At 69.2% G+C, this 20,107-nt stretch carries 16 protein-coding genes; 7 read left to right on the top strand and 9 right to left on the bottom strand.

The window, feature by feature from the left end:
- Positions 1-8: 8 nt before the first annotated feature.
- The 8 genes from MicroSTF_RS06310 to MicroSTF_RS06275 all read right to left on the bottom strand — a co-directional run bounded on the left by MicroSTF_RS06310 (position 9) and on the right by MicroSTF_RS06275 (position 10,957).
- Positions 9-1,052, bottom strand: coding sequence for an ABC transporter ATP-binding protein (locus tag MicroSTF_RS06310; protein WP_081860137.1), 1,044 nt, complete (start codon positions 1,050-1,052; stop codon positions 9-11).
- Positions 1,049-3,007, bottom strand: a complete 1,959-nt coding sequence (locus MicroSTF_RS06305) for a dipeptide/oligopeptide/nickel ABC transporter permease/ATP-binding protein (protein ID WP_322954294.1) — start codon at positions 3,005-3,007, stop codon at positions 1,049-1,051. Before MicroSTF_RS06305 ends, MicroSTF_RS06310 begins: the two co-directional genes overlap by 4 nt.
- Complete coding sequence (locus tag MicroSTF_RS06300) at positions 3,007-4,005, bottom strand: ABC transporter permease (RefSeq protein WP_322954292.1); 999 nt, start codon at positions 4,003-4,005, stop codon at positions 3,007-3,009. The genes MicroSTF_RS06305 and MicroSTF_RS06300 overlap by 1 nt, the downstream gene beginning before the upstream one ends.
- A 21-nt stretch (positions 4,006-4,026) precedes the next feature.
- Positions 4,027-5,622, bottom strand: a complete 1,596-nt coding sequence (locus MicroSTF_RS06295; RefSeq protein WP_029259625.1) for an ABC transporter substrate-binding protein — start codon at positions 5,620-5,622, stop codon at positions 4,027-4,029.
- A gap of 77 nt (positions 5,623-5,699) precedes the next feature.
- Positions 5,700-6,617, bottom strand: a complete 918-nt coding sequence (locus MicroSTF_RS06290; protein ID WP_231479899.1) for a serine hydrolase — start codon at positions 6,615-6,617, stop codon at positions 5,700-5,702.
- Positions 6,614-8,002 (bottom strand): serine hydrolase domain-containing protein, encoded by a 1,389-nt coding sequence (locus MicroSTF_RS06285; protein WP_297556344.1) that lies wholly within the window; start codon positions 8,000-8,002, stop codon positions 6,614-6,616. The genes MicroSTF_RS06290 and MicroSTF_RS06285 overlap by 4 nt, the downstream gene beginning before the upstream one ends.
- Positions 8,003-8,144: 142 nt before the next feature.
- Entirely contained in the window at positions 8,145-9,473 is a 1,329-nt protein-coding gene (locus MicroSTF_RS06280; RefSeq protein WP_322954288.1) for a serine hydrolase domain-containing protein, read from the bottom strand.
- On the bottom strand, positions 9,470-10,957 hold the full coding sequence (locus tag MicroSTF_RS06275) for an amidohydrolase family protein (RefSeq protein ID WP_029267043.1): 1,488 nt from the start codon (positions 10,955-10,957) through the stop codon (positions 9,470-9,472). Before MicroSTF_RS06275 ends, MicroSTF_RS06280 begins: the two co-directional genes overlap by 4 nt.
- Positions 10,958-11,137: 180 nt before the next feature.
- Here MicroSTF_RS06275 and MicroSTF_RS06270 point away from each other — a divergent pair, with 180 nt between their 5' ends.
- The 4 genes from MicroSTF_RS06270 to MicroSTF_RS06255 all read left to right on the top strand — a co-directional run bounded on the left by MicroSTF_RS06270 (position 11,138) and on the right by MicroSTF_RS06255 (position 16,477).
- Entirely contained in the window at positions 11,138-12,151 is a 1,014-nt protein-coding gene (locus MicroSTF_RS06270) for a LacI family DNA-binding transcriptional regulator (RefSeq protein ID WP_021199883.1), read from the top strand.
- Between the two features lie 167 nt (positions 12,152-12,318).
- Positions 12,319-13,932: a multiple monosaccharide ABC transporter ATP-binding protein gene (gene mmsA / locus MicroSTF_RS06265; protein ID WP_416338464.1), complete on the top strand. Its 1,614-nt coding sequence runs from the start codon at positions 12,319-12,321 to the stop codon at positions 13,930-13,932.
- Positions 13,929-15,299, top strand: a complete 1,371-nt coding sequence (mmsB, locus tag MicroSTF_RS06260) for a multiple monosaccharide ABC transporter permease (RefSeq protein WP_021199881.1) — start codon at positions 13,929-13,931, stop codon at positions 15,297-15,299. Before mmsA ends, mmsB begins: the two co-directional genes overlap by 4 nt.
- Positions 15,300-15,361: 62 nt before the next feature.
- A complete protein-coding gene (locus tag MicroSTF_RS06255; RefSeq protein ID WP_021199880.1) occupies positions 15,362-16,477 on the top strand; it encodes a sugar-binding protein in 1,116 nt (371 codons plus the stop codon).
- A 111-nt stretch (positions 16,478-16,588) separates the two neighbouring features.
- Here the strand turns inward: MicroSTF_RS06255 and MicroSTF_RS06250 are convergent, their stop codons facing one another.
- Positions 16,589-17,446, bottom strand: coding sequence for a MurR/RpiR family transcriptional regulator (locus MicroSTF_RS06250; protein ID WP_029267042.1), 858 nt, complete (start codon positions 17,444-17,446; stop codon positions 16,589-16,591).
- Between the two features lie 109 nt (positions 17,447-17,555).
- On the opposite strand from MicroSTF_RS06250, the gene MicroSTF_RS06245 reads away from it, so the two are divergent.
- The 3 genes from MicroSTF_RS06245 (at position 17,556) to MicroSTF_RS06235 (ending at position 20,099) form a co-directional block, all read left to right on the top strand.
- A complete protein-coding gene (locus tag MicroSTF_RS06245; RefSeq protein WP_322954281.1) occupies positions 17,556-18,449 on the top strand; it encodes an N-acetylglucosamine kinase in 894 nt (297 codons plus the stop codon).
- Entirely contained in the window at positions 18,439-19,374 is a 936-nt protein-coding gene (gene murQ, locus MicroSTF_RS06240; RefSeq protein WP_029259632.1) for an N-acetylmuramic acid 6-phosphate etherase, read from the top strand. The genes MicroSTF_RS06245 and murQ overlap by 11 nt, the downstream gene beginning before the upstream one ends.
- A gap of 188 nt (positions 19,375-19,562) precedes the next feature.
- Complete coding sequence (locus tag MicroSTF_RS06235) at positions 19,563-20,099, top strand: hypothetical protein (protein WP_029259633.1); 537 nt, start codon at positions 19,563-19,565, stop codon at positions 20,097-20,099.
- Positions 20,100-20,107: the final 8 nt, after the last annotated feature.

Below are 20,107 nucleotides of genomic sequence, written 5' to 3'. Positions count from 1 at the left end.
ATCGATGGTCAGTCCACTGTGTCCGCTGAGAGCGGGGACCGTGTTGTGGTCGCGGCCGAAACCAGGGGGATGCTTTGGGAGGTGGGCACAGTCCCGAGCGCGGCGTCGGCAGGCGTCCCCGCGAAATGACAGGCAGCGCCCGCCGTGCCCGTGGGCAGCGGAGGCTCCGCGATGACGCAGATCTGACGGTCGGGTCGTGCGGCCGGGCCGATCGGACACCGCGGGTGGAAGCGGCATCCGCTGGGCGGCGCGTGCGGATCGGCCGGCTCGACATCGATCGGTGCGAGCGGATCGACCGCGAGCAGGTTCCCGTGCCGGGTGGGCGCCGCCTGCAGCAGATCCCGCGTGTACGGGTGCTGCGGGTCGGCGAGCACCTGCTCGGTGGGCCCGAACTCGACGATGCGCCCGAGGTACATCACCGCGATGTGGTCGCTCAGGTAGCGCACGACAGACAGATTGTGCGAGATGAACAGCATCGTGAGGTCGAGCTCGCCACGCAGCTCCCGCACGAGGTTGAGCACGGAGCCCTGCACCGACACGTCGAGTGCTGAGGTGATCTCGTCGGCGATCACGACCTCGGGCCGGGCGGCGAGCGCCCTGGCCAGGGCGATGCGCTGACGCTGTCCGCCCGAGAGCGCGGCCGGGAGCGACTGCGCGCGGTCGGCGTCGAGGCTCACGAGGTCGAGCAGACGGGCGACCTCGGTGCGCCGGGCGTTCGCACCGCGGATGTCACGCGGCAGCGCCTCGGCGATCGACTCGCCGATCGTCATGCGCGGATCGAGTGAGGAGAACGGATCCTGGAACACCATCTGGATCGGGCGACGACGACGGAAGGTCCGCACGTCCACGCCGTCGAGCGTGATGGTCCCCTCGCTGATCGGGGCCAGCCCGATCGCCGCGCGGGCCAGGGTCGACTTTCCGGATCCCGACTCGCCGACGAGTCCGACGACGGATCCGGATGGGACCACGAGCGAGACGTCGTCGACGGCGGTGAGGCCGGAACGATGCGTGCCGTAGCGCACGCTGACCTGATCGAAACGCAGCTCGCTCATCGCAGGACCGTCTCTTCCTCTTCTGCGGTCGTCTCGTCGGCGACCGTGGCGATCGCCACCGGGACCGGGGCCTCGCCGTCCACCGGGTGCCAGCACGCGACGCGGTGTCCATCGGCATCCGCCACCAGCTCGGGATCGCTCTCGCGGCAGAGATCGGTCGCGAGAGGACAGCGGGCGGCGAACGCGCAGCCGACCGGGAATGCCCCGGGAGCCGGGGGACGGCCGGGGATCATCTTGAGCGGCTCGCTGCGGTCGGCGTCGAGCTCGGGAACGACCTCGAGCAGGGCTCGCGTGTACGGGTGCCGGGCGTCGGTGTGCAGCGTGGCCGCAGGCAGGTCCTCGACGATGCGGCCCGCGTACATGACCAGCACGCGGTCGCAGGTCTGGGCGACCACGGCGATGTCGTGGCTGATCAGCAGGATGGCCGCATCGGTGTCGCGGCGCACGCCCGCCAACAGCTGGAGCACCTGCCGCTGCACGGTCACGTCGAGCGCTGTCGTCGGCTCGTCCGCGATGATCAGACGCGGGTGGTTCATGAGTCCCATGGCGATCATGGCGCGCTGTCGCATGCCGCCGGAGAACTCGTGGGGGTACTGGTGGGCGCGTCGGGTGGCCGCGGGCACCCGGACCGACTGCAGGCGTTCGATCGCCCGATCCATGGCCTGCTTCCGGGTGATGTCCTGGTGCTCGGAGGCGGCCTCGGCGAGCTGCGATCCGATGCGCCTGGTCGGATTGAACGAGGTCATCGGGTCCTGGAACACCATCGAGAGCGAGGTGCCGAGCAGGCTCCGCACCGCGCGGTCCGATGTGGTCATCAACGGCGTGCCGCAGAAGTCGAGGCGGGCGGCGGCGACATGACCCGGGCGTTCGATGAGGCGGGCGGCCGCGAGCGCGGTGAGGCTCTTGCCCGAGCCGGATTCGCCGACGACACCGATCGCCTCACCGCGCGAGATCGTGAACGAGACGCCGCGCACCGGGGTGACCCAGCCGGCCGGTGTCGGGAAGGAGACGCGCAGGTCGTCGACGAGGAGCACCACTTCTTCACCGTCGACCTGCGCGGGCTGGGCGGCGCCGGGCGTGCTCGCGCCGGGGAGCGCGACGGCGGGGAGACGGTGCCGGCGCCTGGCGGATCGTCCGCCGAGGGCTGCGGCCGCGGTCTCGCCCAGGAGATTGAACGCGAGTCCCGCGATGATGACCGCCACGGCGGGGCCGAGGGCGGCCGCCGGGTTCAGGTAGATGCGGTTCAGGCCCTCGCCGAGCAGTCGGCCCCAGTCGTATTCGGGCACCTGCACGCCGAGGCCGAGGAACGACAGCCCGGCGAAGGCGAGCAGCGCCGAGCCGGCCGCCACTGTCGCGTTCACGATGAGCGGTTCGCCGATGTTCGGCAGAACGTGGCGGATCAGGATGCGGAAGCGCGAGACGCCGGCGACCTGGGCGGCGGAGATGAAGTCGCGGCCCGCGATCGCGGCCGACAGGGTCTGCGTGAGTCGGGCGAACTGCGGAGCCATTGCGAATCCGATCGCAAGCACGGCGCCCGTGGAGCCGACGCCGAAGATGACCGCGAAGAACAGGGCGAGCAGGAGGCCGGGAAAGGCGACCGCGATGTTGACGAACCCGACGATCGGGCGTCCGAGCCACCGGGGGAGCACCGACGGCGCCGTGCCGAGGAGGGTGCCGGCGACCACCCCGATGATCACGGCGATCACCGCGAGCACCACGGAGAGCCGGGTCGCGACCAGGACACGGGCGAGCACGTCGCGTCCGAGGGTGTCGGTGCCCAGCAGGTGCTCGGCGCTGGGGCCCTGGGTGATGGCGGCCGGATTCACCTGCTCGGCCTGCGCACCCCAGATGATCGGGGCGAAGATCGCGCCGAGGGTGACGAGGAGCATCAGGCTGAGAGCCGTGATCCCGAGGGGTGAACGGACGATGCCCGACCAGGCGGTGCGTGCCGACATCATGCCTCCCTGATGGTGGAGCGAGGATCGAGGAGCGCGAGGATCACGTCGATCACGAGGTTCACGATGAGCACCCCGACCCCGTAGACGAGCACGATGCCCTGCACGACGGAGTAATCCTTGCTGAGGATCGATTGCACGATCATGGTGCCCAGGCCCGGCCAGGCGAAGACGTTCTCCACGAGCACGGTGCCGGCGACCATGCCGGTCAGGAGCAGGCCGGTGAGGGTGAGGGTCGCGGTCATGGCGTTCGGCAGCGCGTGGCGCGAGTAGATGCGGTGCGGGGCCAGACGTTTCGCCCGTGCGGTGCGGATGAAGTCTTGACCGAGCACCGAGAGCACCTCGACCCGGATGATGCGGGAGAACACGGCGATCGGTCCGACCGCGAGCGCCACCACGGGCAGCACGAGCGAGAACGGCGCGGTGTTGCCCGCCACCGGGAACCAACCCAGCGACACCGCGAAGACGTAGACGAGACCGACGGCGAGCAGGAACTCGGGAATCGCGGCCAGGATGACCGATCCGGTCGCGAAGGCGAGTTCGAGGCCACGTCGCCGCCCGCCGCGGGTGGCGACGGCCATCGTCACCCCGAGGGGGACCGAGACCAGGAGCACGAGCACGACAGCGAGCACGGCGAGCTGCAGCGTGGCGGGGAGCCGGGTGGCGATGATCTCGGAGACCGGCTGACTGGTGATCATCGAGGAGCCCATGTCGCCCGTGAACAGGCCCCCGATGTAGCGGAAGTACTGCACGATGAGCGGCTGGTCGAGGCCGAGCGCCGCGCGTCGGGCCTCGACCAGCTCGGCCGGGGCGTTCAGCCCGAGGGCAGCGCGCACCGGGTCGCCCGGCACGAGGTGGATCATGAGGAAGGCAGCCGTGACCAGCACCCACACCGAGAGCACGAACTGCCCTCCGCGCCGGACCAGGAAGGACACCCACGGGTTGTCCGACCGTGCGGATCTGATCAGTATCGCCTGCGTGGCGGTGGTGCTGGCCATCGGCTGTCTCCGGTCTTCGGTCTACTCGTACATGCGGATCGACGTGGGGTCGATGCCGTCGCCCTCGGTGAACGTCGATTTGGTCGCGAAGGTCGAGCGGTTGATGTTCGCGTACGGCACGACGCTGGTCGTCGCGTACAGGGCCTGTTCCGCAGCGCCCCAGTCGTCGCATCCTTCGCTGCCGGCCTTGGCGGATGCCGCGGTGACGGCGTCGGTGTACTCCGGGTTGTCGATGGAGGCGAAGTTGGTGCCGTTGGGCGGTGTCGGACCGGAGTAGAACGGCACGAGCATGCTGGGCAGCGAGACCGTGAGCGGTGCGGCCGAGATGTCCCAGTCGCCGGTGGAGAACAGGGTCTCGCTCAGCGTCGGGGAGTCCACGGCGGCGACGGTGATGTCGACTCCGAGATCCTTCCACGCGGCCTGGGCGAGCTCCGCCGACGCGTTGCCGGCGTCGCCGAGCTGCGAGGAGTAGATCATGCGCAGCGTCAGCGTCTCGCCGTCCTTGGTGCGCACCCCGTCGCTGCCGGCCTTCCAACCGGCGCTGTCGAGGGCGGCGGCGGCGGCCTTCGCATCGAACTCCGGCATGAAGCCCGTGAGCACGTCGGCGCGGCAGGGGTTCGGCGACACGGTCACGAGACCCGTCGGAACGGTGCCGGCGCCGCTGCCGAGCACCTGGCGCATCTGGTCGAGGTCGAGGGCTTCGATCAGCGCTTCGCGCACGGCCTGATCGGCCGTGGGGCGTCCCTCTGCCTGATTGAAGATGAACTGCCCCGCCGGGGTCGGGATCTCGGTGTGGAACAGGCCCGCGTCCTTCAGGCGCTGGTTGTCGGGGCCGATCACGAGAGCGGCGTTGACCTCACCGGAGAGCAGCAGGTTGGTGGCGGTCGTCTCGTTCGGGACCACCCGGAACACCACCGCGTCGGGGAGACCCTTCTGCTTCGGGTCCCAGTCGTCGGGTCCCCAGGTGAAGTCGTCGCGGCGGGTCAGCGTGTACTGGCTGTTCGGCACGACCTCGGTCATGGTGAACATCCCGGTCGCGCCGGCGCCCTTCGCGAGCGCATCCGGGTCGTCGATCACCGAGCCGCAGACGATGGAGATGCTCCCGATGTTCTCGATCAGGAACGAGTCCGGTCGTCCGCTGGTGACCGTCACGGTGCCGGTGGCGTCGTCACCCACGGCACTGGTGCCCGGCTGCACCTGCAGCCCGACCAGAGGAGAGCCGTTGGCGGGGTCGCCGATGTGGGTGATGTTCGCCGCCACATCGGTCGCCGTCAGCGGGGTGCCGTCTTCACAGGTGATGCCGTCGCGCAGCGTGAAGGTCGCCGTGGTCGTGTCCGCCTCCCAGGAGTCGGCGAGGCCTGAGGCGATGCTGCCGTCCTCCAGCACTTCCACGAGCCGTGCGTAGAGGAAACGGTCGATGGATCGCGCCACCGACATCACGGTGACGAACGGATCGAGACTGCCCGGATCGGTGGAGATCACCGAGGTGAAGGTCTTGCCGTCGGCGAGCACGCCGTCGGCGCCGTCGCCTCCGCTCGGTGGGGCGCCCGCGGCGCAGGATGTCAGGGCCAGCGCCGCAGCGCCGAGCAGCGCGATCAGCGGGGTACGAGAACGCATCAGAAGCCTCCAGCAGTGTTCGGGATGGTGCAGGTGGGTCGTGCAGGGGGAGTGCGGTGGTGCAGGGGGAGTGCGGATCAGACGGTCTGTGTGCGCAGGGCCTCGACGGCGGCGAAGGCGGCACGGCCGATCGAGGCGTCGACGAGCGGCTGCCGGTCGGCGAGCGAGGCGGCCCGGGTGAACACGGCCACCGCGTACCGACGGCCGTCGGGATAGGTCACGACGCCGGCCTCGTTGCGCCAGGTGGGCAGCGTGCCGGTCTTCGCGGCGATGCGCACCTCGCCGGGGAATCCGGCGGTCAGCCGATGCGGCCAGATCTGCAGCGCCATGATGTCGCGCGCCTGACGGCAGGCCTCGGCCGGGGCTGCGGTGTCGGTCCACAGGGCATTCAGCAGTGTGGTGACATCCCGCGGCGTGGAGTGCGAGGTCCGCAGCGGCTGCACCGCGTCGAGCGCGAGGATCTGCTCTGCGGTCGCGCCGGTGAACAGCTCGTCCAGGTGGCTGTCCGTGGTACCGCCGAGGTCGGCGATCACCGAGGCGAACAGGTCCTCGCAGCATCCGATGAGTCGGGTGTCCGCCAACCCCAGGTCGGCGATGACCCGGTCCACCGCCTCGGTTCCGAGGCGGTGGTAGATCACGTCGGTGGCCGCGTTGTCGCTCATCGACATCATGTTCAGCGCCAGGTCGCGCCAACTGGCCTCGACGTCGTCCGCGAAGCCGGCGGTGCCCACACCGCCGATCCGGTAGCGCGCCGTCACGGTCGTGCGGGCCGTCGGGTCGAGCTCGCCCGCGGCGACCGCCCGCACGTAGGCGGTGAGCACCAGGATCTTGAAGACCGAGGCGAGCACCACCGGATCGTCGGCGCCGACGGTCACCTCGGGACCGTCGGCCACGCCGATCTCCCGCGCGTGCAGGAAGCCCATGGCTCCCGCGCCGGCGAAGATCTCGGCGATCTGCGCCGACGTCTCGGATGCCGGGGTCGTCGTGATGGTCACGCGTCCACCCGGCGATCGGCGCGTCCGGTGTGCAGGTACAGCGCGCGGCCGCTGCCGTCGTCGCCGACGAACGCATGCGGCATGTGCATGCCGTTCTGCGGTTCGCGAGGGAGCAGGGTGTCGCCGGCCCAGCCGACGAGCTCCACCGGTTCGGGAGCCGGACCCAGCTCGGCGAAGATGCCCTTCATGGTGCGCTCCAGCCAGATGCGACCCTGGTCGTCGACGCGCACCGTCGAGTCGGAGACCGACGACGAGTAGGTGCCCAGCACCCGTTCGAGGTCGATCGGCACCGGTGACTCCGGAACCGAGGGGAGCGCGGGTACGGTGACCCCGGCGAGAGCCGCCAGCACCTTCGATGTGATCGCGTGATAGGCGTCGACCGTGCGCCCGCCGTTCGTGAGCACGGCCACCGCGACCCCCGCGCCAGGGACCATCCGCAGGAACGCGTTCTGTCCGATCGTGCCGCCGTCGTGCCCGATCACGGGTCCGCCGTCCCAGTCGAAGATCTCCCAGCCGAGGCCCCAGGCATCGCCCATCAGGCCGAGCTCCGGCAGATCGACCTGCCGCTCCTGCATCGCTCGCACGCTCTGCTCCGAGAGCACCCGCGTGCCGTCGGCGGAGACCCCGCCGTCGAGGTGCATGCGGGCGTAGGTCACGAGGTCGCGTGCCGTCATGGCGAGCATCGATCCGGCCGGGGCGTTCGAGCGCACCAGGCTCCACACCGGCGCGGGGACCGGCTCATCGCCGCTCTCGGCGGGGATGTGCCCGAGCGCTGCACGGAACATGATCGCCTCGGCGGCCGTCGTGGCCACGTGCGTGAGGCCCAGCGGGGCGGCGAGATGCGTGCGCAGCGCCTGGTCGTACGACGTGCCGCGCAGCACCTCGACGATGCGGCCGAGCACCACGAATGCGGCGTTGTTGTACGAGAAGCGCTCGCCGGGGGCGAAGAGCTGCGGAGCGTCGGCGATCGTCGCGAGATACTTCTCGACCGCGTCATCGCCGACACCCGTGTCGTTGAAGAGGTCGCCCTCGAACCCGCTCACGTGGCTCAGCAGCTGGCGGGGGGTGATCGCGCTCGCCGCCGCGTCATCGCCGATCGCGAACGCGGGCACGGTGTCGCGCACCGGGGCATCGAGGTCGAGCAGACCCTCGTCGACGAGCTGCATGATGAGCGTCGCGGTCCACGTCTTCGTGATCGAGCCGATCTGGAAGACCGAGTCCTCGTCGGCTTCGACGCCGGTGTTGCGGTTGAGGATCCCGGCTGCGGTGGTGAAGATCTCGCCACCGGCCAGGATCGCGACGGATGCCGCGGGGATGTGCGCGTCGGCCAGCATCGTGGGAAGGTTCTCCCGCACCCAGCTGCCGATTTCGTTCAGGTCGGACACGTGCGCTCCTCTTCGTCGAGTGGGGCCGTCGTCTTCGGGCGACGGCGATGGGGCCGAGACTATTCGCGTGCTCCATCGCCTCGTTGGTGCCCGGCGACGAGACTTCCCCAGACCTTGGTGCGCCCGGACGAAGGATCGGCGGTCAGCGGCGTCGCACGGCGCGCATGCCCACGTGGAGCAGCTCGGGACCGCCCTCAGCCGCGTCGAGCACGCGCCCGACGGGCTGATCGGCGTCGGTGATGAGGGCGCCGTCGGCGCGCACGCGCAGCCGCAGCGGCGGGCGGGCCGGGATGCCGAGGGCGGCGATGTCCTCACGCAGCACCATCGCGAACTCGAGCGCATCGCCGACACGGGTGACGTCGTAGCGCCACTGCCCGGCGTCGTAGGTGCCGACCATCTCCTCGAGCAGCTCCACCGCGTGCAGCTCCGCCGTCTCGGGGGGCTTCTCGATGCCGCGAAGCCGTGCGAAGCACCAGTCGACGAGCTGCGCCCCGAGTGCCTTGCCGCTGCCGCTGTTGGTCAGCACGGTGACGGCCAGGTCTTCCTCCGGAGCCATCACGAACTCGCTCAGCTGCGTGTCGGAGATGTTCCCCCCATGCATCACGACGCGAGCCGAACCGTGTCGGCTGAGCAGCCAGGGCAGACCGATCGCGTCGATGGGCGGACCGGCGGCGAGGTGGGGCTGCTGCATCAGGAGCCGGGTCGCGTCGCCCACGGGTGGCGTGCCCTCGGACTCGCCGCGCATCTGGAAACGGGCGTAGGCGAGCTGATCGCGCACCGACGACACGATGCCGCCCTCGGCCGCGATGTCGCGAGTCAGGGGCCAGTGCGGGAAGGTCGCCATCGCTCCGTTCTCGCCGGGGACGTGCCCCACGGCATGGGGGCGAGCGATCACGTCCCACGGGAAGAAGAACGTCTCCGTCATGCCCAGCGGATCGAGGACGACGCGCTGCACCGCCTGCTCGAACGTCTCATCCGTGATCGTCTCGATCACGCGACCCAGCAGCCGGATGCCGGCGTTGCTGTACGAGGCGATGGTACCGGGCGCGAAGAACTGCGGAAGATCGGAGAAGGTGGCCACGTTGCGGGCGAGGGCGTCGTCATCCCACCCTGGCCGATCATCCGCGTCACCCAGGAACCCTCCGGAATGCGTGAGGAGGTGCCGGATGCGCAGCGCCGCGAGGGCCTCCCCGTCGGCGAGACGAAAGTCGGGGAGCACGTCGACCACGCGTGTGTCCAGGTCGAGCGCGCCGTTCTCGACCAGGTGCATCGCGACGGTTCCCGTGAAGGTCTTCGAGGTCGAGCCGACCTGGAACAGGGTGCTCTCCGTCACCGCGGCGCCGGTATCGACCGCGGCGACGCCGGTCGTCGCGATGAGCTCCCGATCCCCGTCGATCACACCGACGACCGCGCCGGGGACGCCCAGGTCTGCGGCGGTGGCGTCCAAGAACTCCTGCAGGTCGTCGTTCATGCGGCATCCCCTCGTACGGCGCGGCCCGGTAGGGCTGCGGTCACGATCTCTCCTTCGTGCACGACGCGAGTGCCGTGGACGTAGAGCTCCCGAACGCCCCGCGACGGTCGGATCGGGTCGGCGTAGCTCGCCCTGTCGGTCAACGTCGTCGGGTCGATCACCACGATGTCGGCATCCGCCCCGACCGCCAGATGTCCCTTGCCCCGCATGCCGGACGAGACCTCGTCCAGGACCCGCGCGGGGAGGAACGAGCAGCGGCGGAAGGCTTCGAGCCAGCTCCACGTGCCGCTCTCGAGAACCATGAGCCGCAACGACTTCGCGAAGGTGCCCGCGGTGCGCGGATGAGTGTGGCCGCCCGCGGGGAGCGGCCAGTCGCGCTGTTCGTACACGGTGCGTCCGCCGCTCGCGTTCCACGAGATCGGCATCGCATCGCTCGCCACGATCGAATCCGGGTAGGCCAGGGCACGGTGCAGGTGTGCGCGGTCGAACGGGTCGCCCTCGTCGAGGAACGTGACGATGCAGGTGGCACCGGGGTCCGTCGCGCGTACCTCGCGCAGGCGGGCCTCATCGGCGATGCGCTCGCCGGTGTCGACGAGCACGAGAGACCGTGGAGTGATGCCGAGGCCTGGGAGCTTCTCCGGCGCCAGGAAGAAGGCGCCGATCGCCGTGCTGCCGGCCCCGTAGGGGTACGCCTCGACGGTGACGCGGGATCCGGCGGCGCGGCTGCGGTCGAGCAGGCCCAGCACGCGGTCGACGTGGCGCAGCGAGGTGCTGTTCACATGGCAGTGGTGCATCGCGGCCCCGGTCTCGGCAGCGGCGCGCACGAGCTCTTCCGAGCCGTCGATCGGCGTGCGGGGGTCGGCTTCGATCAGCTCCCGCACGTGCGTGAAGGTCGGAGCGTGCGCTGCGGCGGCCAGACGTGCGAGGTCGAGATATTCGTCGGGATCGGACCGTGGCGCGTATCCCATGAGAACGCCGATGCCGAGAGCCCCCGCCCCCAGCTCGTCTTCGAGCAGACCGAGCCAGCGGCGGCGTTCCGCGGGGGAGGAGGAGCGCTGCCACTCGGGCGTGCCGAGCAGATCCATCGACGCGGTGAAGTCGGCGACGGGCACCCGGTCGAGGTGCGCGTATGCCCGTGCCTGCGACCAGGAGGCCGAGAACCCGTAGTTCAGGGGGCGCCCGTCGGCCGCGGCGCGCGCGAGAGCCTCGGCGATCGGCATGAGCCCTGCTTCGAGGTCGAGGGCAGTGGTGACACCGTCCATCGCCTGCAGCCGGTGCCCCGCGATCGAGTGCACGTGGCTGTGCAGGTCGACGAAACCCGGCCCGATGATGAGGCCGGCGGCATCGACGACCTCGCCATCGGGTGGCGCCGTGAGCCCGTCGCCGACCGCCGCCACCCGCCCGCCCGCGATCAGCAGATCGGTGATCCGGTCGGTCTCCGTCTTCGGGTCGATCACGCGCCCGCCGCGCAGCAGAGTGTCCACGTCGTCACCATGCCATGCGGGCCGGAGCGGATCCGGTGCCGCCCGACGAAACCGGGGGGTCGTTCCGGTGCCCGGGCACAAGCCGTTCGGCGATGGTCCCGCCGTCGAGAGGTGCACGCGCCGGCGTCGACCGACATAATGTAGTGGGGATGTGACCGTGCACACGCAAGGAGGCAAGTGATGTCCACCGCCTCCGAGCGCGCCCGCCTGCCGAGTATCCGCGACGTCGCGCGACTGGCCGGGGTCTCGCATCAGACGGTCTCCCGGGTGCTCAACGATCATCCGAGCATCCGGCCCGAGACGAAGGCCAAGGTGCTCGATGCCATCTCGGTCCTCGACTACCGGCCGAACCTCGCCGCGCGCGCCCTGGTCACCAGCAAGTCGAACATGCTGGGGATCCTGTCCGCGACGATCGGCGAGTTCGGACCCACCTCGTCCATCGCCGGCATCGAGGATGCGGCGCGGGAGGAGGGCTATTCGGTCTCGACCCTGAACCTCGCCGACACGACGCCGGAGGCGATCGGCCACGCGGTGCGGCAGCTGTCGCGTGAGCAGGCCGACGGCATCGTGGTGCTCGCCCCGCAGGTGCGGGTCTTCCATGTCCTGCGAGGCATGTCGGTCGACATGCCGTTCGTGACCCTGCAGACGGCTTCGGGTTCCGATGGCGTGAGCCTGTCCGCCGATCAGGTCGCGGGTGCCAAAGCGGCGACCGAGCACCTGATCTCGCTCGGTCACAGCGACATCCTGCACCTGGCCGGCCCCCAGGACTGGATCGAGGCGGAGTCGCGGATGCGCGGCTATCTCGACGGTCTGCGCGAGGCCGATCTGCCGACGTTCCCGCCGATCCGCGGCGACTGGACGGCCGACTTCGGTTACTTCGCCGGCAAGGAGCTGTCGCTCCGGCGTGACTTCACTGCGGTGTTCGCCGCGAACGATCTGATGGCGATCGGGCTGATGCACGGTTTCCGTGATTCCGGTGTGCGGGTGCCGCACGATGTGAGCGTCATCGGCTTCGACGACATCCCGGTCGCGGCGCACGTTGCTCCCACGCTCAGCACCGTGCACCAGGACTTCCCCGAGCTCGGTCGTCGAGCAGTGCGCATCCTGCTCGCGCAGATCCGGGGGGAGCAGCCGCCGACGTTCGGGCCGCTGCAGACGATCCTGCGCGCGCGCGAGTCCGCCGCGATCCGCTGACGCGTTCCGTGCAGCGCTGGCGCGCCGCTCGAATTCATCGAATCCTTTCGATCCGTGCCGTCGCGTGGTGGATCGAGATAGCGCCGGCAGCAACAGTGTCACGGTCCGGATTCGAATTGCCGGTGCCGACTTGACACCGGTCCCACGGAAGACGACGATATACCGATGTGAACGGTCACATCGAAGGTGACCGCACGTCGCGAGGAAGATCCGTGAGCACCACAGCAACGTTGCCTACCGTGTCAGGCCCCATCCTGGAGATGCGCAGCATCACCAAGGAGTTCCCTGGGGTCAAGGCGTTGGCCGACGTCTCCATCACCGTCCGCGCCGGCGAGATCCACGCGATCTGCGGGGAGAACGGCGCCGGGAAGTCGACCCTGATGAAGGTTCTGTCCGGGGTCTACCCCTACGGAACCTACGACGGCGAGATCCTGCTCTACGGTGAGGAGCAGCGGTTCAGGGACATCGCGGCCAGCGAGCAGGCGGGTATCGCGATCATCCACCAGGAGCTCGCGCTCATCCCCGAACTCTCGGTCACCGAGAACATCTTCCTCGGCAACGAGATCCAGCGCGGCGGACGCATCGACTGGACGGCTCAGAAGGAGCGGGCCATCGAGCTCCTCGCCCGCGTCGGGCTGAGCGAAGACCCCGACGTGCCGATCAAGACCCTCGGCGTCGGCAAGCAGCAGCTCATCGAGATCGCCAAGGCGCTGAACAAGGACGTCAAGCTGCTCATCCTCGACGAGCCGACCGCTGCCCTCAACGAGAACGACTCGCAGCACCTGCTCGACCTGATCCTGGGGCTGAAGGCCAAGGGCATCGCGTCGATCATGATCAGCCACAAGCTCAACGAGATCGAGCAGATCGCCGACGAGATCACGATCATCCGAGACGGCCGCACGGTCGAGACGCTCGACATCTCCCGCGGCGAGATCAACGAGGACCGCATCATCCGCGGCATGGTCGGCCGCTCGCTCGAGAGCCGGTACCCGGATCGCACGCCCGAGATCGGCGAGGTGTTCTTCGAGGTCAAGGACTGGTGGGTGCAGCACCCGACCGTGCCGGAGCGCATGGTCGTGAAGGGCTCGAACATCAACGTGCGCCGCGGCGAGGTCGTCGGCATCGCCGGTCTCATGGGTGCGGGGCGCACCGAGTTCGCGATGAGCATCTTCGGGCGCTCCTACGGCACCTTCCTCTCCGGCACCCTGATCAAGGACGGCCAGGAGGTCGCCCTGCACGACGTCGCCTCGGCGATCAAGCACGGGCTGGCGTACGTGAGCGAGGACCGCAAGGTGCTCGGACTCAACCTGCTCGACACGATCAAGCGGTCCATCGTCGCGGCGAAGCTCTCGAAGATCGCGCACAACGGCGTCGTCGACTCCCGTGAGGAGTTCTCGGTGGCTGAGCGCTATCGCAAGGCGCTTCGCATCAAGACGCCCTCCGTCGAAGAGGGTGTCGGCAAGCTGTCCGGTGGGAACCAGCAGAAGGTCGTGCTGGCGAAGTGGATGTTCACCGACCCCGACCTGCTCATCCTCGACGAGCCCACGCGTGGCATCGACGTCGGTGCGAAGTACGAGATCTACGCGATCATCAACGAACTCGCGGCTCAGGGCAAGGGCGTCATCGTCATCTCCAGCGAGCTCCCCGAACTCCTCGGCATCTCCGACCGCATCTACACCGTCTTCGAAGGTCGGGTCACCGACTGCATCCCGGCCGACCAGGCGACACCTGAGGACCTCATGCGCAGCATGACCTCCGCGACCCAGAAAGCATCCGCATGACCACCGACACCACCGCAACGAAGCGCGGCTTCCACTTCAAGGACATCACGAAGATGTTCGGGGGAGGGCAGTCGACCCTCCGTCAGTTCGGCATCCTCGGCAGCCTGGTCGTGATCCTGGTCGTCTTCCAGGTGCTGACGTGGATCTTCAAGGGCACCGGACTGACGCTGTCCTCCGGCAACCTGATCAACGTCGTCAACCAGTACTCGTACATCCTGATCCTGGCCATCGGCATGGTGATGGTCATCATCATGGGTCACATCGACCTCTCCGTCGGATCCGTCGCCGCGTTCACGGGCATCGTCGTGGCCAAGGCCATGCAGGACTGGAACCTCCCCTGGCCGTTGGGCATCCTCCTCGGTCTCGGTGTCGGCGTGCTGGTCGGTGCCTGGCAGGGATTCTGGGTCGCCTACGTCGGGGTGCCGGCGTTCATCGTGACGCTGGCCGGCATGCTGTTCTTCCGAGGGGCGAACCAGGCGGTGGGCGACTCGCTGTCGATTCCGGTGCCGCAGGGCTTCAAGGTCATCGGCGCGGGATACCTTCCCGAGCTGTCGTTCATCCCGGTGCCCTTCAACGTCTTCACCATGCTCCTCGCTCTCGCCGGCGTCGCGTGGATCGTGTTCTGGGAGATCCGCACCCGTCGCATCCAGCACAAGATGGGCGCCGACATGGCGCCGCTCTGGGTGAGCGTCACCAAGGTCGTGCTCATCTCGGTCGTGATCCTCGTCGCCGGTTGGCTGTTCGCCACCGGGCGCGAGGGCACCAGCTTCCCGATCTCGGGCATCATCCTGCTGGCCCTCGTCATCCTCTACTCGTTCATCACGAACAACACCGTCTTCGGTCGCCACATCTACGCGGTCGGCGGCAACCGGCAGGCCGCGCGACTGTCGGGTGTGAAGGACCGCTGGGTCGACTTCTTCGTGATGATGAACATGTCCGTGCTCGCCTCGTTGGCCGGCATGATCTACGTCGCCAGGGCGACGGCCTCCGGCCCGCAGGACGGCAACGGCTGGGAGCTGGATGCCATCGCCGCTGTCTTCATCGGTGGCGCAGCCGTCTCCGGTGGAATCGGAACCGTGATCGGGTCGATCATCGGTGGTCTCGTGATGGCGTTCCTCAACAACGGCCTCGCCCTCCTGGGCGCCGGAGCCGACGTGGTCTCCATGATCAAGGGCCTCGTGCTCCTGTTCGCCGTCGGGGTCGACGTCTGGAACAAGCAGCAGGGCCGCCCGTCGATCATCGGATTTCTCACGCGTCGCTTCGGCCGCAAGCAGGACCCGGCGACCGACACGTTCGATCCGACCAAGACGAACTACCCCACGAGCCAGAAGTACGAAGCCCCCGCCGTCGAAGAGACGCGCGGATAGTAGGGGCCCAGGCGCGTACCGCACGCGCACCTGGACCTTCACACACCAGAGAAAGAGATCACATGAAGAAGATTCTTCTGTCGGCGACAGCGCTTGTCGTCGCGGGCGCCTTCGCCCTCACCGGCTGCTCCTCGGAGCGCGGCGGTGACACCGGTTCCGGATCGGGGGACGAGGCCAAGGGCTTCGCCGCCGATGCCACGATCGGCGTCGCCCTTCCGGACAAGACCTCGGAGAACTGGGTCCTCGCCGGTCAGCTGTTCACGGACGGCCTGGAGAAGGCCGGGTTCAAGGCTGACGTGCAGTACGCGCCGGCCAGCAACACGGTCGCCGAGCAGCAGAACCAGATCCAGGCGATGGTCACCGGTGGCGCCAAGGTCATCATCATCGGTGCGAAGGACGGCAAGCAGCTCGCGACGCAGGTCGAGGCCGCCCGTGACGCCGGCGTCACCGTCATCGCCTACGACCGTCTGATCGAGAACACCGAAGCCGTCGACTACTACGTCGCGTTCGACAACTTCAAGGTCGGTCAGCTGCAGGGTCAGGCTCTGCTCGACGGGCTCGCCGAGCGCGCGGGTCATGAAGCTCCGTACAACATCGAGCTGTTCTCGGGCTCGCCCGATGACGCGAACTCGGCCGTGTTCTTCAACGGTGCGATGGACGTGCTGCAGCCGAAGATCGACGACGGCACGCTGAAGGTCGTGTCCGGTCAGACCGAGATCGCCCAGACGGCGACCGAGGGCTGGAAGGCGGAGAACGCTCAGCGCCGCATGGACTCGATCCTGACGTCGACGTACAGCTCCGAGACGCTGGACGGCGTCCTGTCCCCGAACGACACCCTCGCTCGCGCCATCATCACCTCGGTGCAGGGTGCGGGCAAGCCGGTCCCGGTGGTCACGGGTCAGGACTCCGAGGTCGAGTCGGTCAAGTCGATCATGGAGGGTGTGCAGTACTCCACGATCAACAAGGACACCACGCTCCTCGTCGAGCAGTCGATCAAGATGGTCGGCCAGCTGCAGAAGGGTGAGAAGGTCGACGTCAACGACACCGAGCAGTACGACAACGGCGTGAAGGTCGTTCCGGCTTACCTGCTCGACCCGATCATCGTCACGAAGGAGAACGCGGCTGAGGCCTACGCCAACGTCCCGAGCCTCCTCGAGATCGTGAAGTCGTACCAGTAACACGCACCCTCTTCACGACGCTCACCGTCGTGGAACGGCGAGCCGTCCTGACCTTCGGGTCGGGGCGGCTCGCTCGCGTTCGGCACCGGCGTGGTCCGTCCGCCGCCTTCCTCAGCCGCGAAGGGCGCGGGTGGCCTGGCCCGTGCGCTGCAGAGCATCGACGGTCTCGGCGTATCGACGCTTCGCGACGCCGATGAACAGGCAGTCCACGAGCGTGAGTTGGGCGATGCGGCTCACCATGGCACCGGCGCGGAAGGTCGATTCGCGCACCTCGGTGAAGAGCGGGTGATCGGCCGCACGCGCGAGGGCAGAATCCTTGGCCGAGGTGACAGCAATCGTGGCGGCACCGCTGGCGCGTGCGGTCTCCAGGAAGCGCACCGTCTCGAGTGTCGAGCCCGAGTGCGAGAAGCCGATCGCGACGGTCAGGGCGGTGGGGAGCACCGAGACGGCCACGGCTTCGTGCGGGTCTGCCGGCATGTGCGCGTTCCGACCGACGCGCAGGAGTTTGTGGGTGAGGTCTTCGGCCACGAACCGACTGGCGCCGAGCCCGTAGAGGAGGATGCGGTCGGCGCGGTCGAGCGCATCGACCGCGGCTTCGAGCACGGCGAAGTCGAGACGGGCGACGGTCTCCTCGATCGCCAGCAGTTCGAGAGCCGCGACCTTCGACACCGCCTCCTGCAGGGTGTCGTCGTCGGAGATCTCCGACCCGTAGGCTCCGCGTGCCGAGAACTGCGCCGCCTCCTTGCCGAGCTCGGCGGCCAGGGCCATGCGCAGCGGCGCGTAGCCGCTGAAGCCGATGGCGCGGCAGAAGCGCACGACCGACGCGACCGAGGTCTCGCATTCCGCGGCCAGCTCGTTGATCGTGTTGTCGATGACGACCGAGGGGTTCTCCCGGACGACCAGCGCGATGCGGGCGAGCGACGGCGTGAGCGTGGAAGCCGCGGCTTCGATCGTCGACTGGATGCTCATCGGTCCTCCATCGTGCGGTGCCGCCGGTGCGGTGAAAATTCTTTTTGCAGAGTCTACTTCGCATGTAGTCTCTTTTCATAGCCTTTTTCCGCCGATCCGAGGAGAGCCGATGAGCGTGCAGAAGAGCGCCTCCGTCGATCTCGGCAAGTCGCGGTGTCGTGTCCTGGTCTCCGACGCCGAGGGCCGGATCGAACGTGACGGTGTCGGCGCTCCCGGCCTGGCCGCAGCAGGCGGGGTGGCCAGCGCGTTCGACGCCATCCTCCCGCTCCTCGAGGATGATCGGCTCGACGTGATCGGCGTCGGTGCCGCGGGGGCGTGGATGGCGCCGGAGGCTGCGCAGGAACTGTCTTTCCGGCTCGCGGCCGCGAGCGGTGCGGCGGTGGCCGTCGCCTCCGACGTGGTCACGGCCCACGCAGGTGCGCTCGACGGGGCCGGGGGAGTGCTCCTCATCGCGGGCACCGGAGCGGCGGCGCTCGGCATCGACGCCGACGACGCACGGCTCATCGACGGCTGGGGGCCGGAACTCGGCGACTTCGGCAGCGGTTCGTGGCTCGGGCGCGAAGCGCTGCGTGCGGTGCTGCGCGCCGACGACGGGTTGGCGCCGGGCACAGTGCTCACCGAGGCCATCGCCGAGCCCGTCGGCGCGGTCACCGACATCCAGTCCTGGCTCGCGGGCGGCGGTCCGCTCCCTCGGCGCCTCGCGACGCTCGCCCCGCTCGTCCTCGACGCCGCGCAGTCGGGCGACGTCGTCGCCGGCGCGATCGTCACCGAGGGGATCCGACTGCTCACGGCGACGGCGTCCGCCGCGTCCGCGCTCACGGCCGACGTCGTGCTCCATGGCGGACTCGCCGCGCATTCGTGGTTCCGCGAGTGCCTCACCTCCTCCCTGCAGGCTGCCGGGCGTCGGGTCGTCCCCGCGCGCGGTGACGCCCTCGACGGTGCGCTGCTGCTCGCACGCCGCACCGACCTCCCCCACGAAAGGTTCGTCCACCGTGCCGAATGACGATTCCCGCCTCGCCGCCCTCCTCTCCGTGCTCGACCGTCTCGACACCGAGGCCTCGACGACCGAGCGCGGCGACCTCGACCTGCTCGGCACCGCTGAGCTCGTCCGGCGCATGAACGCCGAGGACCGGCGGGTGCCCGAGGCTGTCGCCGAGCACGCCGAGGAGATCGCGGCCGCCGTCGACGGCATCACCGCGCGGTTCCGGCGCGGGGGGCGCCTCATCTACATCGGCGCCGGCACGGCAGGCCGTATCGGCGTGCTCGACGCGAGCGAGTGCCCGCCGACCTTCGGCACCGATCCCTCGATGGTGGTCGGTCTGATCGCCGGCGGCGAGACCGCGATCCGCTCGGCCGTGGAGAACGCCGAAGACGACGACACCGCCGCGGAGGCTTCGCTGCGGAGGCTCGCACTCTCGGAGAGCGACACGGTGGTCGGCATCTCGGCATCCGGCCGCACCCCCTATGTCGTGGGAGGGCTGACCTACGCGCGCAGCGTCGGCGCCTTCACGGTCGCGATCGCCTCGAACGCCGATTCCGAGATCGGTGCGGCCGCCGAGATCGCGATCGAGGTCGTCACCGGTCCCGAGTTCATCTCCGGAAGCACTCGGCTCAAGTCGGGCACCGCGCAGAAGCTCGTCGTCAACATGCTCACCACGCTGTCGATGATCAACCTCGGCAAGACGTATCGAGGGGTGATGGTCGACCTGCTGGCCACGAACGAGAAGCTCCACGCCCGCTCCATCCGCACGGTGTCGCAGCTCGCCGGCGTCGACACCGATCAGGCGGCTGGGGCGCTGCAGGCGGCGGACGGCTCGGTCAAGCTCGCACTCCTCATGCTCGCCGCCGACGCGACGCCCGAGGATGCGGCATCCGCCCTCGACGAGGCCGACGGCATCCTTCGCGACGCGATCGCGGCACTCGCCTGATCTTCATACGCACCTGATCTCGGCACGCACCTGCGTCTCGGGCGCTGGGCGCGGTGCTGATTCCGGACGCCGCGTGCGGCATTGATTCCGGCTGCCGCGTGCGGCGTTGATTCAGGCTGCCGCGTGCGGCGTTGATTCCGGACGCCGGGCGCGGCCCCGGGGCGCTCCGACGTCAATAGGATTCGGGTGTGGATGATCTCGTTCCGGCGGCGCCCTGGTTGCTCGTCGGTGCGGCCGTCGTCGCGGCGGTGGCCTCGCTGATCGCGGGGCGCGCCGTGCCGTGGCAGGGCCGGCAGGCCGTGCTGGTCATGGCGGTCGCGATGCTCGTGACCGCGCTCGCCGGAGATGCCCCGATGGTCGGTCTGGGGCTGGGGGTCGTGCTGCTGCTCTCCGCCATGCTCGGCACGGTGGGGGTGCGCGGAACCTCGGCTGCCGGCGAGTGCTTCCGCCGTGCGCTCATCGCCCTGCTCCTCGCCGTCTGCGCGTTCGAGAGTGCGGTGACAGGCGAGGCTCCAGAGGCCGGTGCGGGGGCGCACGGAGGTCACGGAGGTCTCTCGGGGCTGCTGTCGGTCGTGATCGTCGCCGGAGTGATCGGCGTGGTGCTGTGGACCGTCGTGGCGGACTGGTTCGTCGAGCCCGTCCATCACGGGCGCACCGCGCGAATGGTCGCGACCGAATCGTGGGCGCTGGCCGCCGGGGTCGCCCTGATGTGCCTGGCGACGTGAGGGGAGTT

This window comes from Microbacterium sp. STF-2, assembly GCF_034650155.1.
Classification (GTDB): Bacteria; Actinomycetota; Actinomycetes; order Actinomycetales; family Microbacteriaceae; genus Microbacterium; species Microbacterium maritypicum_A.
This window is presented reverse-complemented; position numbering and strand designations above follow the sequence as displayed.

Excerpts from the sequence above, each read along its gene's own strand:
- MicroSTF_RS06245 (WP_322954281.1), top strand. The coding sequence starts at position 17,556 with ATGAGCGTGCAGAAGAGCGCCTCCGTCGATCTCGGCAAGTCGCGGTGT.
- MicroSTF_RS06270 (WP_021199883.1), top strand. The coding sequence starts at position 11,138 with ATGTCCACCGCCTCCGAGCGCGCCCGCCTGCCGAGTATCCGCGACGTC.
- MicroSTF_RS06305 (WP_322954294.1), bottom strand. The coding sequence starts at position 3,007 with ATGTCGGCACGCACCGCCTGGTCGGGCATCGTCCGTTCACCCCTCGGG.
- MicroSTF_RS06255 (WP_021199880.1), top strand. The coding sequence starts at position 15,362 with ATGAAGAAGATTCTTCTGTCGGCGACAGCGCTTGTCGTCGCGGGCGCC.
- MicroSTF_RS06295 (WP_029259625.1), bottom strand. The coding sequence starts at position 5,622 with ATGCGTTCTCGTACCCCGCTGATCGCGCTGCTCGGCGCTGCGGCGCTG.
- MicroSTF_RS06280 (WP_322954288.1), bottom strand. The coding sequence starts at position 9,473 with ATGAACGACGACCTGCAGGAGTTCTTGGACGCCACCGCCGCAGACCTG.
- MicroSTF_RS06300 (WP_322954292.1), bottom strand. The coding sequence starts at position 4,005 with ATGGCCAGCACCACCGCCACGCAGGCGATACTGATCAGATCCGCACGG.
- mmsB (WP_021199881.1), top strand. The coding sequence starts at position 13,929 with ATGACCACCGACACCACCGCAACGAAGCGCGGCTTCCACTTCAAGGAC.
- MicroSTF_RS06310 (WP_081860137.1), bottom strand. The coding sequence starts at position 1,052 with ATGAGCGAGCTGCGTTTCGATCAGGTCAGCGTGCGCTACGGCACGCAT.
- MicroSTF_RS06250 (WP_029267042.1), bottom strand. The coding sequence starts at position 17,446 with ATGAGCATCCAGTCGACGATCGAAGCCGCGGCTTCCACGCTCACGCCG.